Annotated in this window: 22 protein-coding genes; 16 read left to right on the top strand and 6 right to left on the bottom strand. The window is 58.9% G+C overall.

The features are described 5' to 3' along the window. The 13 genes from M7F93_RS05940 to hslU all read left to right on the top strand — a co-directional run. The coding region (locus M7F93_RS05940; RefSeq protein WP_298170548.1) for a hypothetical protein at nt 1-1,062 on the top strand (1,062 nt) is incomplete at its 5' end. Continuing rightward, the gene (locus M7F93_RS05935) at nt 1,028-1,480 is read left to right on the top strand and encodes a hypothetical protein (RefSeq protein WP_298170545.1); all 453 of its coding nucleotides are present in this window, start codon (nt 1,028-1,030) and stop codon (nt 1,478-1,480) included. The genes M7F93_RS05940 and M7F93_RS05935, both read left to right, overlap by 35 nt. Continuing rightward, a complete protein-coding gene (locus M7F93_RS05930) occupies nt 1,477-1,971 on the top strand; it encodes a terminase small subunit (protein WP_298170542.1) in 495 nt (164 codons plus the stop codon). The genes M7F93_RS05935 and M7F93_RS05930 overlap by 4 nt, the downstream gene beginning before the upstream one ends. 228 nt (nt 1,972-2,199) lie before the next feature. After that, on the top strand, nt 2,200-2,478 hold the full coding sequence (locus M7F93_RS05925; protein ID WP_298170539.1) for a hypothetical protein: 279 nt from the start codon (nt 2,200-2,202) through the stop codon (nt 2,476-2,478). Nucleotides 2,479-2,839: 361 nt separating this feature from the next. Further along, complete coding sequence (locus M7F93_RS05920; protein ID WP_215888919.1) at nt 2,840-3,070, top strand: DUF4258 domain-containing protein; 231 nt, start codon at nt 2,840-2,842, stop codon at nt 3,068-3,070. After that, nucleotides 3,064-3,261, top strand: coding sequence for a DUF2283 domain-containing protein (locus tag M7F93_RS05915; RefSeq protein ID WP_291520675.1), 198 nt, complete (start codon nt 3,064-3,066; stop codon nt 3,259-3,261). The genes M7F93_RS05920 and M7F93_RS05915 overlap by 7 nt, the downstream gene beginning before the upstream one ends. Before the next feature lie 12 nt (nt 3,262-3,273). Continuing rightward, entirely contained in the window at nt 3,274-3,402 is a 129-nt protein-coding gene (locus M7F93_RS05910) for a hypothetical protein (protein WP_298170530.1), read from the top strand. Between the two features lie 55 nt (nt 3,403-3,457). Beyond that, complete coding sequence (gene dapF, locus M7F93_RS05905) at nt 3,458-4,324, top strand: diaminopimelate epimerase (RefSeq protein WP_366144708.1); 867 nt, start codon at nt 3,458-3,460, stop codon at nt 4,322-4,324. A gap of 35 nt (nt 4,325-4,359) precedes the next feature. Next, nucleotides 4,360-4,536, top strand: a complete 177-nt coding sequence (locus tag M7F93_RS05900) for a hypothetical protein (protein WP_298170526.1) — start codon at nt 4,360-4,362, stop codon at nt 4,534-4,536. Then, nucleotides 4,537-5,220: a DUF484 family protein gene (locus M7F93_RS05895; protein WP_298170523.1), complete on the top strand. Its 684-nt coding sequence runs from the start codon at nt 4,537-4,539 to the stop codon at nt 5,218-5,220. It begins immediately after the preceding gene. Then, entirely contained in the window at nt 5,214-6,155 is a 942-nt protein-coding gene (locus tag M7F93_RS05890; RefSeq protein ID WP_298170520.1) for a tyrosine recombinase XerC, read from the top strand. Before M7F93_RS05895 ends, M7F93_RS05890 begins: the two co-directional genes overlap by 7 nt. Further along, on the top strand, nt 6,152-6,691 hold the full coding sequence (gene hslV / locus M7F93_RS05885) for an ATP-dependent protease subunit HslV (protein ID WP_461263254.1): 540 nt from the start codon (nt 6,152-6,154) through the stop codon (nt 6,689-6,691). Before M7F93_RS05890 ends, hslV begins: the two co-directional genes overlap by 4 nt. A gap of 2 nt (nt 6,692-6,693) precedes the next feature. Beyond that, on the top strand, nt 6,694-8,016 hold the full coding sequence (gene hslU, locus M7F93_RS05880) for an ATP-dependent protease ATPase subunit HslU (protein ID WP_298170517.1): 1,323 nt from the start codon (nt 6,694-6,696) through the stop codon (nt 8,014-8,016). 28 nt (nt 8,017-8,044) lie between these two features. Here hslU and M7F93_RS05875 read toward each other — a convergent pair whose 3' ends face one another. The 5 genes from M7F93_RS05875 to ftsY all read right to left on the bottom strand — a co-directional run bounded on the left by M7F93_RS05875 (nt 8,045) and on the right by ftsY (nt 11,850). Next, nucleotides 8,045-8,371 carry a DsrE family protein gene (locus tag M7F93_RS05875; RefSeq protein ID WP_298170551.1) on the bottom strand — a complete coding sequence of 109 codons (327 nt, stop codon included), beginning with the start codon at nt 8,369-8,371 and terminating at the stop codon, nt 8,045-8,047. 2 nt (nt 8,372-8,373) lie between these two features. Continuing rightward, nucleotides 8,374-9,225, bottom strand: coding sequence for an RNA polymerase sigma factor RpoH (gene rpoH, locus M7F93_RS05870; RefSeq protein WP_298170514.1), 852 nt, complete (start codon nt 9,223-9,225; stop codon nt 8,374-8,376). Nucleotides 9,226-9,299: 74 nt separating this feature from the next. Continuing rightward, nucleotides 9,300-10,205, bottom strand: coding sequence for a permease-like cell division protein FtsX (gene ftsX, locus M7F93_RS05865; RefSeq protein WP_298170511.1), 906 nt, complete (start codon nt 10,203-10,205; stop codon nt 9,300-9,302). After that, entirely contained in the window at nt 10,202-10,873 is a 672-nt protein-coding gene (gene ftsE, locus M7F93_RS05860; RefSeq protein ID WP_298170508.1) for a cell division ATP-binding protein FtsE, read from the bottom strand. The genes ftsX and ftsE overlap by 4 nt, the downstream gene beginning before the upstream one ends. After that, entirely contained in the window at nt 10,870-11,850 is a 981-nt protein-coding gene (ftsY, locus tag M7F93_RS05855; RefSeq protein ID WP_298170504.1) for a signal recognition particle-docking protein FtsY, read from the bottom strand. Before ftsY ends, ftsE begins: the two co-directional genes overlap by 4 nt. 206 nt (nt 11,851-12,056) lie before the next feature. Between ftsY and rsmD the strand changes: the two genes are divergently transcribed. The 3 genes from rsmD to M7F93_RS05840 are packed head-to-tail and all read left to right on the top strand — an operon-like array spanning nt 12,057 to nt 13,425. Continuing rightward, nucleotides 12,057-12,626 carry a 16S rRNA (guanine(966)-N(2))-methyltransferase RsmD gene (gene rsmD, locus M7F93_RS05850; RefSeq protein WP_298170501.1) on the top strand — a complete coding sequence of 190 codons (570 nt, stop codon included), beginning with the start codon at nt 12,057-12,059 and terminating at the stop codon, nt 12,624-12,626. Beyond that, the gene (gene coaD / locus M7F93_RS05845) at nt 12,619-13,143 is read left to right on the top strand and encodes a pantetheine-phosphate adenylyltransferase (protein ID WP_298170498.1); all 525 of its coding nucleotides are present in this window, start codon (nt 12,619-12,621) and stop codon (nt 13,141-13,143) included. Before rsmD ends, coaD begins: the two co-directional genes overlap by 8 nt. A gap of 30 nt (nt 13,144-13,173) precedes the next feature. After that, nucleotides 13,174-13,425, top strand: coding sequence for a YfhL family 4Fe-4S dicluster ferredoxin (locus M7F93_RS05840; RefSeq protein WP_298170493.1), 252 nt, complete (start codon nt 13,174-13,176; stop codon nt 13,423-13,425). Here the strand turns inward: M7F93_RS05840 and M7F93_RS05835 are convergent. Continuing rightward, nucleotides 13,409-15,388, bottom strand: a complete 1,980-nt coding sequence (locus M7F93_RS05835; RefSeq protein WP_298170490.1) for a dynamin family protein — start codon at nt 15,386-15,388, stop codon at nt 13,409-13,411. The two genes, M7F93_RS05840 and M7F93_RS05835, sit on opposite strands and share 17 nt — an antisense overlap. Nucleotides 15,389-15,393 lie beyond the last annotated feature (5 nt).

Below are 15,393 nucleotides of genomic sequence, written 5' to 3'. Positions count from 1 at the left end.
GTCGCCGCCGCCAAAGCCACACTGTCACTGGATAAGCTCACCGCTTCCAAATTCAAAAGTGCCCGCGAACTCGGCATGACCGTCGGTCAGCAGCAGGCGTTCCAGACTTACGGATCGCAATTGTTCAGTAATCCAGATGCCATGCTGGCGGATATGCGCAACGCCAAGATGACCGTCGCTGGCCGGGCGGCATTGATTCGCATGGGCTTCAGTCCAACGGCCATCGACAAGGACAGCCCCGCACAACTGGCTTTCCAGCTTGGGCCAAAAGCGCACCGGCTGCTTAAAAGCGTCCCTCAAGATGTGCGTGGAAACATATGGGAGAACTTCACTCAAGGCCAACTCGGCGGCCTGAATCAGGCCTCATTGTTCGCCAACACCCACATCGCACAGATTCGGCATTATCAGGCTGAATACGAAAAGCATGAGCATGCCTTCGCCATTTCCACGAAGACCGGTCGGCGTGCGGTGAACGTCACCCAGGCGGCGGGAGAGCTGCGCGGAAAGGTAGTAACCGGCATGGAAAATGGCGCCGCGTCCAAACCGGCTACCGTCGCGGCCATGGGCACCATTCGCAAGCTGCGGACTGGAGCGTCGAAACTGGAGAGCGCAGCGCATGACGTTTTGCAGGGCGCTTCCGCCGTGGAAAAGGGCTTGGCTCATTTCGTCGGCAACGTCGAACATTGGGTCGATAATCTGCTGGGCATCACTCAAACGGCGCTGCGGCACGGCAAGCTCAACGCCGCGCCCCGCGCCGCGCCCGGCTCATATACTCAGGGAATGAAGCTTCGAAGCGCCCTGCAAGCCGACCAGACCAAATATGCGGCCTTCATGAAAGCCAACCCAAACTGGATGGCGCACAAAAAATCTGCAGCATATGCACAAGGCGTAAAGCTTTTAGGCAACTCGGATTTTGCAAAAAACGACCTTGCGGATTTCACCAAAAAAACACCCCGGCTGGCTGGACAATGGCGCGCCCATCGGCACTTACCGGAACGGCGGGGACTGGCGTCCGCATCACAACCCCATGGACCTCGACCCCGGTACCATGGTCAACGGTAAACGCATGAACCGCTATGATTCCTTTAGCAGCAATGCGCAGGATTACCGCGCCGCGGCTCAAACCATCCGGGGATACGGGGCGCATACCATTGCGGGCATCATGAGCCATTACGACCCCAAAGACCCGGCACAGGCCAAGCAGGTTCAGGCCTTTATGAACGCGCATGGCCCACATGTGGGATTGCACCAAAGGCTACCCCTGCATACTCCGGCAGGCATGAGCCGCTTTGAAACGGCGCTGGCGATGACGGAACAGCACCACAAGCGCGACTTTTCACAACTGTATGCCGCGATACTTAAAGCGAACACGGAAGGCATTAAAGCGGGCATGGCGCAAGCTCCTATTCATCTTCACATCCACAGCAAAACCGGACCTGGAGCCCGCATTGCCGTATCGGCTCACGGAGCGGCGAAATGAACGCCCGACAAGAGCTTTTCTGCTTCGAGTACGCGCAAACTCTGAACGCGGCAGATGCGGCGATTAAAGCCGGGTACTCGCCAGACTCAGCGTATTCCATCGGGTACGAAAACTTGAGAAAACCACAGATACAGGCCCGCATCACTGAATTACTGGACGAACGGCGGGCGGAGCAGCAACGCAAGTTCATCAACTCGGCGGACGCGGCTATTCAGGTATTGCAGGAAGTCATGACCGACCGTACAGCCACCCCCTCCGCCCGAGTCGCGGCAGCCAATTCCCTTTTAGACCGTGGCGGCCATGCCGTCATCAACAAATCTTTCATAAAAGCGGAGGTATCTGTAAATGAACTCAGCACCGAACAACGAGCACAGCGAATTGCTTTCTTACTTGACCAAGCCAGAGCGCGAAGAATTGGAGGCGATACTGGCGGCGACCCCGGAACCTACGACGGTGATACGGTCGATAGTCCGGCACGACCACAGCATTGAGAAGTACCTGCTGAAGACGGGTACCGGATACGTGGAGATGCCGCCAGACCATCCGCTTCTGGAAGGTCGACCACCGGCAACGCCAGCATCATTGTGACACCCCCTGCCCTGCCCTCTGGCGGGGTTTTTCTTTGGCTGGCGCTGTTCCCGACCGTAACCAATGAAATAAATTCACATGGCACGGCATGTGCTTATTATTAGCAAGACTTGTGCCCGAGAATCTCATTCATGGCGACCGGGAGACGCGGCCATCGTGGACGCTGTAAGCCCCGTAAACAGGCAGGAGCCACCCTAACGCCAGTTTTCCCGCAGGATGCGCCACAGAGCACGGAAGGGGCCTTCCTGAGTGTTTGCGCCGTCATGGGGGCTGGCGCTGGCGAGGGGGACACCCGCAGCAGCCGGGACCCCGGAATGTGCGACTTGTCACGAATAGGGGATGTCGGGCCAGACGCTCACGAAACCCTGCTGGCGTCTGTCACCGTGACGATATACGGACCCACTGACTAACTGTCCCGTGGGACACTGGCGGGACACTGCGGGGCAAAAAACCCCGAAACCACCCGGCAACCCACAACAAGGGACAAGCCCTAAGCCGCTGATTATCTTGTCATAGCTTGTTGTATATTATCGTAACATATTGATATATTTGGGACTCTGACTCCGCTAACCGTGGTTCGAATCCACGTCCCCCAGCCAAGATAATACAAGGGCTTAAGCTTAACCGCCTAAGCCCTTATTGATTTTATGATCGAGAAGGGCTTCAACCCGATGGAAGTATCCACCATCACCGGGCACAAGACTTTGCAGATGCTCAAGCGGTATACTCATTTAAGGGCGGAAGATTTAGCCAAACGGTTGGGCTGAATATATGGATCTGACACTGACGGAACATGCGGCCTTCGTGGTACAGCGGCGCGGCATCAAGATAGAGTGGATCGAGGCGGCAATCCTCGTGCCAGACAGGACAGAGAACCGGGATGGCAAACAATCGTTTCTCAAGTGCCACGGGGAGCGAGGGAAGATGCTCCGCGTGGTGACGCGGGAGGACAACCATCACCATGTGATAACCGTCTATTTTGACAGGAGGGCGTCATGTTAGTGCGAGTGGATAGAGAGGCGGATGCGGTGTATCTGGAACTGACGTCGGCGCCCATCGAAGAAAGCGAAGAAGTTGCCGACGGTGTTGTCCTGGATTACGACAAAGACGGCCATCTAGTCGGCATAGAAATCCTGGACGCCTCGAAGAAAGGTGGCGCGGACGCCTTGCGGCATATCAATGTCGCTGCCTGACCGACGCCACCTGTGAGCGGGCAGTCGGCCAGTTCGGAAAGCGTCATCGTTCCCAGTGTGAATAAATTGCGTCGGCGACTGGATAGCATCGAAAAGGACGTGCAGGAAGTCGGCCGTCGCATTGCGGAAAGCGTAGCCTGAAGCCTGCGATTTGCGCGCCCTGTCCTCCCCGGACAGACATTGCTAAACTCAGCACATGAGCCACTCCCATACTGATTCTGCGTCCCCCTCGCTGCGCTTCACCAAGATGCAGGGCTTGGGTAACGATTTCGTCGTTTTCGATGGCGTTCGTCAACGGGTCGAACTGCGCCCCGAGGCCATCCGGGCCATAGCCGACCGCCACTTCGGCGTCGGTTGCGATCAAATTCTGCTCGTAGAGACCGCGACATCCCCCGATAGTGATTTCCGGTATCGCATCTTTAACGCGGATGGCACTGAGGTGGCGCAGTGCGGCAACGGCGCCCGCTGCTTTGCCGTCTTCGTGCGCCGCGCCGGACTCACGGACAAAGAGCGAATCACCGTCGAAACGCTGGTGGGACAGCTGATCCTGCACCACCAGGATAATGGTGAAGTCACCGTCAACATGGGTATCCCGCAACTCGCGCCGGCTGAGGTTCCTTTCTGCAGCGATGAAGAAGCGCCCGAATACCTTCTGTCCGTAGGGGATGACACTCTGCGCATCGCCGCCGTCGGCATGGGCAATCCCCACGCGGTGTTGCGCGTATCCAGCGTGGCCGATGCACCGGTAGCCACCCTGGGTCCCCGTATTGAAATACACCCGGACTTTCCCCAGCGCTGCAATGTGGGTTTCATGGAAGTCCGTGACCGGGGCCATATTCAACTGCGGGTCTGGGAGCGCGGTGCCGGGGAGACTCTGGCCTGTGGCAGCAACGCCTGCGCGGCAGTAGTCGCAGGTATCCGCTGGGACGAGCTGGATCATGCGGTGGCGGTGACTCTGCCGGGTGGCACCTTACAGATCGAATGGGCGGGCCTTGGGCAACCGGTCCTGATGACTGGCCCGACGCAAGTGGTTTTTGACGGGGTCTGGCCCTTGTCAGGCTGAATCACTGAATCATCAGCAGCGAAGGGAGAAACATCATGCAGGATACGACATTAAAGGCCATTGCCAGGGGCTTGAACAGTCATGCTGCCGAACTTGATTTTCTGCACAAACTCAATGATCAGGAGGGCGAGATGCTGGCACGCCTGATCGCAGCGCTGGAGGTGCATAGCGCCGCTGAACGCTACCATGAAACCCATTGGGAGGATGACTGAGTGACCACAACCCCCGAAACAGATGATCGGGCGGATCAAGTCCGGGCCTATCTCCGCCAGCATCCACAATTTTTGTGGGATCAGGAAGACCTGCTCCACACCCTGACCCTGCCCCATGTCGGACGCGGATCGGCCGCCTCCCTGCTGGAGCGGCAGGCACAGGTGCTGCGCGAGGAAAACGCCCGTCTGCACCAACGTATCACCGCGCTGCTGGGTGCCGCCCAACAGAATGCCGCACTCGGCCTGCACCTCTCTGATCTGGCCACCGAACTGTTGCAGACGCCCGATTGTACTACGACCCTGAATACTGTTATCACCCGTTTGCGGGAGGGCTTCCAGGTCGAGGAAATGGCCTTGATCGCCCGCACGCCCATGGCCGATCTGCCGCAATTCCTGCCACTGGACCAGGCGGATTTTCAGGAGATTCTGAACGGCCTTCCGCTGTTGCGCGCCGCGACCGGACTGACCCTCAGCCCGACCCTACGCAGTACCCTCTTCGGCGCGGCGGGGGCGGGACTGACGTCTTTTGCCCTGATCCCGCTTGCCGGTCAGCATCTACAAGGGGGTATTTTGCTCGGCAGTCAGCACCCCGACCGCTATGCCGAGGACGCCGGGGCCGACCTGCTCGACCAGATTGCCCGCCTGGTCACAGCGGCACTGGATCGCTGCCTGAGCCCATGCTGATCGAAACCGCCATTGCTCAATTTATCGAAACGCTCCGGCAGAACGGCAGGGCCAGCCCGGCCACGATCAGCGCCTATGACGGTGACCTGCGCGCCTGGTCGCGGTTCTTACAGCAGCGCGGTCAGACGGAGATTGCGCACGTAGATCGCAGCAGCCTGCGCGCCTACCTCATGGCGGAACGCAGTCGGGGCGTCGCCATCCGCAGTCTGCGTCGTCATTTTGCAGCGTTACGTGCTCTTTATCGCCACCTGCAACATGACGACCCCGAACTGCGTAATCCGGTGCTGGGGCTCGCCATGCCCAAGGCGGAGCAGCGCCTGCCCGACTGGCTAACCGTGGATCAGGCCCGCGTGCTGATGCAGCCCACGTCCACACCTGGCGCAGCAGCGGGGGATCAGAAAGACTTTGTCAGCCTGCGTGATCAACTGATCCTGGAGATGCTGTACTCCAGCGCCCTGCGCGTCAGTGAACTGGCAGGACTCGATCTGGGCGATCTGGATCGTCACGGCGGCACCGTGCGAGTGCTGGGCAAGGGGCGCAAGGAGCGTATCGTGCCGGTGGGTCAACCCGCCTGGGCGGCACTCCGCGCCTACCTCGCGTTGCGCCCGGCAGGTGAGGAAATGGCGATCTTCGTCAATCAACACGGCCAGCGGCTCGGCGTGCGTAGCATTCAGATGCGGGTCAAAAAGCTGGGGGCGTCCCGACTGGGACAACCGCTGCATCCCCATACCCTGCGCCACAGTGCTGCCAGCCATCTGCTGCAGTCGTCCGGCGACCTGCGCGCGGTGCAGGAATATTTAGGCCATGCGGGTATTGGCACCACCGCCATCTATACCCATATGGATTATCAGCAGTTGGCGCAGGTCTACGATCAGGCGCACCCGCGGTCACGACGTGGCAACCGGGATACGAAGCACTTTGAGGGAAAAGCATGACAGATTCGCAGCAAATGCACGGGACGACGATTCTTTGTGTCCGACGAGGTGCTAATGTGGTCATGGCCGGAGATGGCCAGGTGACCCTCGGCAATACGGTGATGAAGGGCAACGCCCGTAAGGTGCGCCGTATAGATCCGGGGGTGCTGACCGGTTTCGCCGGGGCTACGGCAGACGCTTTTACCCTGCTGGAGCGTTTTGAGTCCAAACTCAAGGCCCACCCCGGCCAGTTGGCCAAGGCCGCCGTGGAACTGGCCAAAGAGTGGCGCACCGACCGGGTACTGCGCCGTCTGGAGGCCATGCTCGCCGTCGCCGATGACAAACAAAGTCTGATCATCACCGGGCAGGGCGACGTACTGGAGCCCGAACATGGTATCATCGCCATTGGCTCCGGCGGGCCTTACGCCCTGTCAGCGGCGCGTGCCCTGCTGGAAAACAGCGACCTGCCCGCCCGCGGCATCGCTGAACGTGCCCTAAGCATTGCCGGCGACATCTGCATTTACACCAACCACAACCACACGATTGAAGAACTATGAGCATGTCCGAAATGACCCCCCGCGAGATCGTCCAGGAGCTAGACAAGTACATCATCGGTCAGTCCGAGGCCAAGCGTGCCGTGGCCATTGCTCTGCGCAACCGCTGGCGTCGCGGGCAGGTGCCGCCGCCGCTGCATCAGGAAATCACCCCCAAAAATATCCTTATGATCGGGCCGACGGGAGTGGGTAAGACGGAGATCGCCCGGCGTCTGGCGCAACTCGCCAATGCCCCATTCATCAAGGTAGAAGCCACCAAATTCACCGAGGTGGGCTACGTGGGCAAGGATGTGGAATCCATCATCCGCGATCTGACCGAAACCGCCGTAGATATGATCCGCAGCGAACGCCAGGCTGCGCTGTGCCAGCGCGCTGAGGAACTGGCCGAGGAGCGGATTCTCGACATCCTCATCCCCGGTCCGCGCGATAGCGGCGTACCGCGCAGCGATGAGAGCACTCGCCAGAAGTTCCGCAAGATGCTGCGCGAAGGCAAGCTGGATGCGCAGGAGATCGAGGTTGAGGTGAGCGCCCCCAAGGGCGGTATAGAGATCATGGCCCCGGCGGGCATGGAGGAAATGACCAACCAGCTCCGCGATATGTTCTCCAACATGGCGTCGGGCAAAACCAGCACGCGGCGGGTCACGGTAGCCGAGGCGCGACGCCTGTTGACGGACGATGAAGCCGCCAAGCTGGTCAATGAAGAGGAGGTCCGCGCCCTGGCGCTGGAGCGGGTACAGTCCGGCGGTATTGTCTTCATTGATGAGATCGACAAGGTAGCAGTGCGCTCTGGCACTCAGCAGGGTTCGGACGTTTCCCGGGAAGGCGTGCAGCGCGATCTGCTGCCACTGGTGGAGGGCTCCAATGTAAGCACCCGTTACGGCGTGGTGAAGACCGATCACATCCTCTTCATCGCCTCCGGCGCCTTCCACCTCAGCAAGCCCTCAGACCTGATTCCCGAACTGCAAGGCCGCCTGCCTATTCGCGTGGAACTGGAGGCCCTCGGTGCGGCGGATCTGGTGCGGATACTGCAGGAGCCGGAGAATGCACTGGTTCGGCAGTACAGTGCCTTGCTGGCCAGCGACGGGCTGACTTTGCATTTTACTCAGGAGGGTGTGCAGCGCATTGCCGAAATTGCCCAGCAGGTCAACGAGCGTGTGGAGAACATCGGAGCCCGGCGATTACACACCGTCATGGAGCGGCTGCTGGAAGAGGTGGCTTTTATCGCACCGGACGGCGGCACTACGGTTCTGGAGGTCGACGCTGCCTATGTGGACAGTCGCCTGAAAGATCTGGCGCAGGACGAGGATTTGTCCCGCTATATTTTGTGACGGGGTAACTGCGCAGCGGGGTCAGGGGTCAGGGCTTGATGTAAAGGGCGCCTGCCCCTTGGGCGTCGGCAATGGCAATGACTCCAGCGGGAACCAGTTGGCTGCCTAGCGGGCGGTCATCAGGATCCAACCCCAGATTACGCAGACTGTTTTCACAAAAATCGACCCGCACCCCGGCACCGATGCGCTCCTCTATCTCGCGCCGCCAGTGGCCCTTCGCCCAGAGGGACATGGGCGCCTGACCATTCGCGATGACTCGCAAGCTCTGCTCAGGAGCCGCTGTCTGAGCGTTACGAACATTGGCCAGCAGATTAGGCCAGCGACCAGCATCGTCGATGTGAAAAAGCAGTACCACGCTCAAGCAGTCGCCAGCATCTGTTGACGCAACTTACCCATACTGCTTTTCTCCAATTGCCGTATCCGCTCTGCCGAAACGCCCAATTCGTCACCCAACACCTGCAAGGTCTTGGGGTCTTCGCTCAGCCAGCGGTTTTCAATGATGTAGCGATCTCTCTGGGGCAGAGCTGACAACGCCGTGTGCAAGGCCGTGTGCTGATGCTGATCCCAGTCTCGCTCCGCCAGTTGCTCTACGGGCGACCCGGTGGGATCCGCCAACTCCAGGACACGCCCACCCTCTCCGTCCTCGTTGGGTTCGAGGTTGAGCGAATAGTCATAGCCAGACATCCGCCCTTCCATCTCCAATACCTGCGCCTGGGTAACGCCCAGATCATCCGCGATGGCGGCACTCTCCTCACCACCCATCCAGCCGGTGTGGGTGCGGCTGGAACGGAGGTTGAAAAACAGCTTGCGCTGCGCCTTGGTAGTGGCCACTTTGACGATACGCCAATTGCGCAGGATAAATTCGTGAATCTCCGCCTTGACCCAATGCACCGCAAAGGAGACCAGACGTACACCATGATCCGGGTCGTAGCGCTTCACCGCCTTCATCAGGCCGATATTGCCTTCCTGAATCAAGTCGGCTTCTTGCAAACCGTACCCCCGATAGCCCCGCGCTATCCGCACCACAAAACGCAGGTGACTGAGCACCAGATCCTTGGCCGCATCCACATCGTCGTGATCACGCAGGCGCAGGGCCAGATCACGCTCTTCTTCCGGCTGCAACAGCGGTTGGGCGTTCACAAACCGCAGGTAGGCCGCCAGCCCGTCGGGGCTGACCAAATCTCTACTGGCTATCGCGAGTTCTTTCATAGCAATCCTCATGCACCGTCATGCGTAGTTGGACTCTGAATACGACCGCATGTTCCGTTTTGCGGAGTCTGACTTCAGGAAAAAGTATGGTCGAGGTGACGTCCCACTGCAAGGCGCGACCCCAACCAACCGAGAAGCGCACTGGCGGCGATGAGCATAAGACCCTGCCCGGAATTCAGACCCAGCAAGTGGAAGCTGGTCCCATAGAGTTCTGCTAAGCGTTCCACCGGCCCTTGCAAAACAGTTACCGCAATAGCGACAATAATCCAGGCAATCATTCCGGCGACAGCCCCCTGAAACAGACCTTGATAAAGAAAGGGACGGCGGATGAAGGCGCGGGTAGCACCTACCAGACTCGCCACATCGATTTCGTCACGCCGCTGGGCGATGTGCAGGCGGATCGTGTTACCCATGACGAGGATGGCGCCCACGGCGAGCAATCCTGCGAGAATCCACACCGCGCGCTTCCCTAAAGCAAGGATCGCCTGCAAACGCGCCACCCAATGCAGGTCTGATTGCGCACTGGCTACTCCCGGTTGCTGGCCCCAATAGGCTACCAGTGTTTGCAGCTCAGATGGACTCTGCGCCAGCGGGTTCAGTTCGACCACAAAAGAGGCCGGTAAAGGATTTTCACCTAAGGTCTGGATGGCCGCCGTCATTCCGGCATTGCGCTCGAACTCCGTCAGCGCCGCCTCTTTGCCCACATAACGCACGCTTACCACCCCGGTGCTGCCTTCAAGCAGGGCCTGAAGTTTCTGAACCTCTGCGGCAGAGACGTCCTGGTGCAAAAAGAGGGAGATCTGCGCTTGATCCCGCCAGTGCCCCAACAGTTGCTGGAGATTGTTGAGGGCAGCAAAAAGACCCACCGGAAGCGCCAGAACGATGGCCAGCGCCAGCACGGTCATGAGCGTGGCCACGGGCTGCTTGGTCAGCGTATTCAGCGCATTTTTTGCCGCTTCCAAACGAATATGAAGATTCACGCCTTGTCCTCCTCAGGAGTGTGCAGACGGCCCTGTTCCAGGTGAAAGACCGGTAGGCCGAGGCGATTGACTTGCGCTTGATCATGGGTGGCCACCAGCACGGTCGTTCCGTGGTGATGAAAGTCGCGAAAGAGATCAAGAATCCCCGTGCTCAGGGAGTTATCCAGATTACCCGTCGGTTCGTCCGCCAGCAGAATTTCCGGAGTATGGACGATAGCACGGGCAATGCCCACACGTTGCTGCTCACCGCCAGACAGGGTCGCGGGCAAATCCTGCGCCCGATCCCCCAGCCCCACCTTCTCCAACGCCGCCCGTACCCGGCTTTGTATCTGCCGACCCGTGAGGCCTCCCACCTGCAAGGTCAGTGCTACATTACTGAACACATCGCGATCCATCAGCAGCTTATGGTCCTGAAAGACGACACCGATACGCCGCCGGTAGGCGGGAATATGACGGCGCCTGAGAGTGGAAACATCGACACCATTGACCATCAGCGTGCCGCGACTGACATCCTCCAAACGCAGCAGCAACTTGAGCAGCGTACTTTTACCAGCGCCAGAAGGCCCGGTCAGCAGGGCCATCTCGCCTTTACGCAAATGCAGGCTCAGCTCGCGGAGGACGTGATGCCGTCCGGGGTAATGCTTGGTGACGTTGATAAACTCGATCATGACTTCGACTCCGCAAAAAGGGCATCGACAAAAGCTTCAGGGTCAAAGAGACGTAGATCTTCGACCTGCTCACCAACACCGATATAGCGAATAGGGATGGGCAGGGCCTTGGCAATAGCCGCCACCACGCCACCTTTGGCGGTGCCATCCAGCTTGGTGATGCAAATACCCGTCAACCCTACCGCATCGTGAAACTGACGCACCTGATTAAGGGCATTCTGGCCGGTGCCCGCATCCAGCACCAGCCAGACCTGCTGTGGCGCCTCCGGATCCTGTTTGCCGAGGACTCGTTTGATCTTCTTCAGTTCTTCCATGAGATGGCCCTGGGTATGAAGGCGTCCGGCGGTATCGGCGATGAGCAATTCGCTGCCGCGCGCGCGGGTCGTAGTCAGCGCATCGAAGACCACGGAAGCACTATCGGCACCCGTCCCCTGCGCCACCACGGGCACCTGCACCCGTTTACCCCAGCCCTGCAACTGCTCCACGGCGGCGGCGCGGAAGGTGTCTCCGGCAGCGAGGACAATACCGAAACCCTCGGCCTTCCAGCGCGCAGCCAGCTTGCCGATGGTGGTCGTTTTGCCCGCCCCGTTGATACCCACCATGAGCAATACCTGAGAACGCCCCTTCTCGGGCGACCACGGTTGCGCGCGGGGACGCAGGATGTCGAGGAGCGACTCGCGCAATGCTGCCTGGAGCGCGTTGGGGTCCGTGAGTTCCTTGCGACGCACCCGTTCCGTCACGCTGTTCATGATTTCATGGGTTGCAGCGGTGCCCAGATCCGCTTGCAGCAGTAAGGCTTCCAGGTCCTCCAGCAATTCTGCATCAATGACCTTTTTACCGAGCACCAGACGCCCCACACCTTCGACCAGTTGTTCCCGGCTTCGGGTCAGGCCTTGTCGAAGACGGGAAAAAAGCCCTTTTCCCGTTGTATCGGAAAGGGCTTCTGCCGGCGCGACCTCTTCCGCTGTAGCGGACACCACAGCAACCGGGGGTATGGTCTCTGCGGACGACGTTTCCCCCGCAGGAAGGCTTTTGTTACGCTTGAACCAGTCGAACGCCATTGGGTTAAGCAGACCTCAGACACAATGAATTTTTACATTATCCACCGAAGGGCGGGATCGAACAATGCGCGCGACGCCGCACCGCGCCATGAGCGGCGTTTCTTGTCGCGGAATCGGCCCGTATGAGCGTCTCCATTATTGCGGGTCGTCATCGCGGCCGGCGCTTGCTCACCCCGGCCGGCCCTTCCCTGCGTCCCACACCGGGCGCTGTGCGCGAGACACTGTTCAACTGGCTGGGAGGACGGGTGGCCGGGGCACGGGTGCTGGATCTTTTTGCAGGGAGCGGCGCGCTGGGACTGGAAGCCTGGTCACGTGGCGCGCAAGAAGTCGTTTTCATCGAGAAAGACCCACAGCACCGCCAGCTCTTGTCCCGGAATCTGGCAGCCTGCGGAGTAGCGGCCCTGCAGTTGGCGGGTCCGGACGCACTGGGATACCTGCAACATTGCACCCGGCCCTTTGATATCATCTTCGCCGATCCGCCCTTCGACCAAGGCTGGCCGGCACGGATGGCCCCGATATTGTGGAATGGAAAGCAGTTCGCCGCGGAAGGCTGGCTGTATCTGGAGACCTCCGCCGCAGAGCAGTGGGATGACGCCTTAATCCCCAGCCATTGGCAAGCCTATCGGCGGGGCCGCTGCGGTGATTCGCACTACGTTCTTTATATGATTTTGCCGGAGCATCCCCATGACTAAACCCCACATAGAGCGCCGGATTATTTATCCCGGCACCTTCGATCCCATCACGAATGGCCATGAAGATCTGGTGCGGCGCGCAGCAGCGCTCTTCGACGAGGTCGTAGTGGCGGTAGCCGCCCAAACGGCGAAAACGACCATTTTCCCTCTCGCAGAACGGGTCGCGCTCGCTGAGGCAACTTTAGGCGGGGTACCTGGGGTGCGGGTACGGCCATTTCCTGGCCTGCTCATTCACCTACTTCAGGAGGAAAAGACCCATCTGATCCTGCGCGGGTTGCGCGCCATATCGGATTTTGAGCATGAGTTTCAACTGGCTTCCATAAACCGGCGCATGGATGCCCAGATTGAGACCCTCTTCTTGATGACCTCCGATCAGTATACTTTTCTCTCTTCCAGCCTCGTGCGTGAAATCAGCCGTCTGGGGGGGAATGTGGACGCTTTCGTCCAGCCCGCCGTGGCCACCGCCTTAAAGCAGCATTTTTGTGTCGGCATGGACCCCGGAGCTACAGAAAAGTAGAATACTTGCAGATGTCTCGAGGAGAACATGATGTCCCTACTCATTAACGATCAGTGCATTAATTGCGATGTCTGCGAGCCGGAATGCCCCAACAGCGCCATCAGCATGGGCACGCAGATCTACGTCATTGATCCCAATCTTTGTACGGAGTGTGTCGGCCACTATGACACCCCACAATGCATGGAGGTCTGCCCTGTCGACTGCATTCTCAGCGACCCCGACCATGCAGAGTCACGAGAAACCCTGGAACAAAAGTTTCTGCAGCTTACGGGACAGTGCTGAGCGGTTCCCGCAACAGATGGAGCAATGGCGCCGAGTGACAGTCAAGACGGGCCATCTGCTCCTGCGCAAGCTGCAGGCTCTGCTGTAATTGCTGAATGCGGGTATCAATATTGCCCATGGTCTGAGCAATACTTTGCAGCGCATTGAGTTCCTCTTCGGCATTGTCGTGGAAAACCTGCAGTTGCTGATTCATGACCGCCATGATCTCATCTACCCAGGTCTCTGCCTCCCGTCTGGTTTCTACGACGAAGTCGCGGGTTCGACTGGCCACAGTCAAGAAGGCCTTGCGCACTACGGCACTCTGGGTGTTCATAGCGATCTCCAGCATCATCCCAAATCGCTCATAATTTTCCGCCATATCAATGAGTTCCGCCCGCCGCGGCATGATGGCATAGGGCACCATCCGCAAGGCGGGCAAACGATAACGGTTCTGCAGCGCCTGATACTCCCCGGCCACCAGTACCGACACCTGCTGCGCGCCCTGTAGCGCCGTGTCAAAATGGGCTATGGCCTCCTCGAAGAAAAGTCTGAAACGTTCGACGATACCCGCCGTCGTCCACACCGAGAGCATCTCCGCTTTGGCGTTACTGATCACAAAATCAAAGGAGGAAGGCGCTAAGGGGACGAGTAGACACTCTTCAACCGCCTGACGGAAAGCCGCCTTTTTTTCCTCGAAGGCATGTCGGTCTTTCTCAAAACTTTGGAGTAAACGCTGATGTTGTGCCACCAGTTCGGGCACTTTCTCAGCAGTCCGATCCTTGAGGCTGCGCATACTCTCCATCTGCGCCGAGACTCTATTAATCTGCTCATGCAACAAGTTTTTCTGATCGAGAATGGCGCGTTCTACCAAGGCCCGGCACTTTGCCTGGATGGCTACTCGCCGTGCGGGCAATAGCACCTCAGCAATGGAATGCTCCAAAGTTGCCATCCCGCTGCGTTCAAGCAAATCTGAATCCTGGCGGACTCGGGCGATGAGCCCTTTCTGACCGGAAACCGGGATAACCTGCTCACGAGGAATACGCAACCGTTCCGCTGTTTTGTCCACCTGCTGTTCAATTTCTGCCACCACCCCCGACCAGTCACGCAATTCGTCCCAAAGGGTGTCAATCTTGTTAAGGAGCACAATTTGCTTCTGGTGTGCATTGCGTATCAGATACTGGTCCCAGATGGTCAGATCGCTTTGGGTAACGCCAGTGTCCGCACCCAGCACAAAAATAATGGCGTCCGCATCAGCGAGCATGCCGAAAGTCAGTTCGGGCTCTGCACCGATGGCGTTGAGGCCGGGGGTATCCAGCACTGTGAGGCCGGCATCCAGCATAGGATGCGCCAGATAAAGCAAGGCATGACGCCAACGCGGAATAAGCACCTTACCGAGCCCGCAGGAGGGACAAACCGTGCGTTCGCGGTCTTTGGGTGTACGGTTGAGCGGCGGGCAGAGTCCAATGCGGCGAGCATCCTCAATTGTCACACAAACCGTTTCCGTAAGATGAGCCAACACCTGGCACCGTTCGTTTTTTTCTTCCAGCACCAGCGGCAATCGCGTCCACGCGCTCCCCGCCCTTTTGAGTTTTTCGATGCTGACATCAAGACTGCGGCTGGCAATGGGCAGGAGCTGCAAACCGGGCCGTCCCTGTGGCGCGCCGCGAATCTCTACCGGACACATGGTCGTCTGACCGGAACTGGAAGGGAGCAGGCGCGCGCCCATATCCGAGAAAAAGAGGGCATTAATCAGCTCGGTCTTGCCGCGCGAAAACTCTCCGACAAAAGCAATACGCAAACTGTCTTGCTCTGTTTCATAGGCCAGCGTTTCCATCTGCAGCATGGTCCCACTGGGCAGCAAGCCCAAGTCAGCCGTCAGTGCCGCCATTTCATGAAGACCGGTAATCACTTTCTGTCGCCAACCATTCAACGCGCGCAACCCCTGCAGAATGGGGGATGTCTTCAATAAATGCTCTTCACTCATGCTTA

This window comes from Acidithiobacillus sp. (genome assembly GCF_027322205.1).
Classification (GTDB): domain Bacteria; phylum Pseudomonadota; class Gammaproteobacteria; order Acidithiobacillales; family Acidithiobacillaceae; genus Acidithiobacillus.
The sequence above is the reverse complement of the archived record's forward strand: the minus strand, read 5'-3'. Positions and strand labels throughout refer to the sequence as shown.

What these genes read in the sequence shown, in the direction of transcription:
- M7F93_RS05935 (WP_298170545.1), top strand. Translation starts at nt 1,028, where the DNA reads ATGGACCTCGACCCCGGTACCATGGTCAACGGTAAACGCATGAACCGC.
- M7F93_RS05930 (WP_298170542.1), top strand. Translation starts at nt 1,477, where the DNA reads ATGAACGCCCGACAAGAGCTTTTCTGCTTCGAGTACGCGCAAACTCTG.
- M7F93_RS05925 (WP_298170539.1), top strand. Translation starts at nt 2,200, where the DNA reads ATGGCGACCGGGAGACGCGGCCATCGTGGACGCTGTAAGCCCCGTAAA.
- M7F93_RS05920 (WP_215888919.1), top strand. Translation starts at nt 2,840, where the DNA reads ATGGATCTGACACTGACGGAACATGCGGCCTTCGTGGTACAGCGGCGC.
- M7F93_RS05915 (WP_291520675.1), top strand. Translation starts at nt 3,064, where the DNA reads ATGTTAGTGCGAGTGGATAGAGAGGCGGATGCGGTGTATCTGGAACTG.
- dapF (WP_366144708.1), top strand. Translation starts at nt 3,458, where the DNA reads ATGAGCCACTCCCATACTGATTCTGCGTCCCCCTCGCTGCGCTTCACC.
- M7F93_RS05900 (WP_298170526.1), top strand. Translation starts at nt 4,360, where the DNA reads ATGCAGGATACGACATTAAAGGCCATTGCCAGGGGCTTGAACAGTCAT.
- M7F93_RS05890 (WP_298170520.1), top strand. Translation starts at nt 5,214, where the DNA reads ATGCTGATCGAAACCGCCATTGCTCAATTTATCGAAACGCTCCGGCAG.
- hslV (WP_461263254.1), top strand. Translation starts at nt 6,152, where the DNA reads ATGACAGATTCGCAGCAAATGCACGGGACGACGATTCTTTGTGTCCGA.
- hslU (WP_298170517.1), top strand. Translation starts at nt 6,694, where the DNA reads ATGTCCGAAATGACCCCCCGCGAGATCGTCCAGGAGCTAGACAAGTAC.
- rpoH (WP_298170514.1), bottom strand. Translation starts at nt 9,225, where the DNA reads ATGAAAGAACTCGCGATAGCCAGTAGAGATTTGGTCAGCCCCGACGGG.
- ftsE (WP_298170508.1), bottom strand. Translation starts at nt 10,873, where the DNA reads ATGATCGAGTTTATCAACGTCACCAAGCATTACCCCGGACGGCATCAC.
- rsmD (WP_298170501.1), top strand. Translation starts at nt 12,057, where the DNA reads ATGAGCGTCTCCATTATTGCGGGTCGTCATCGCGGCCGGCGCTTGCTC.
- coaD (WP_298170498.1), top strand. Translation starts at nt 12,619, where the DNA reads ATGACTAAACCCCACATAGAGCGCCGGATTATTTATCCCGGCACCTTC.
- M7F93_RS05840 (WP_298170493.1), top strand. Translation starts at nt 13,174, where the DNA reads ATGTCCCTACTCATTAACGATCAGTGCATTAATTGCGATGTCTGCGAG.
- M7F93_RS05835 (WP_298170490.1), bottom strand. Translation starts at nt 15,388, where the DNA reads ATGAGTGAAGAGCATTTATTGAAGACATCCCCCATTCTGCAGGGGTTG.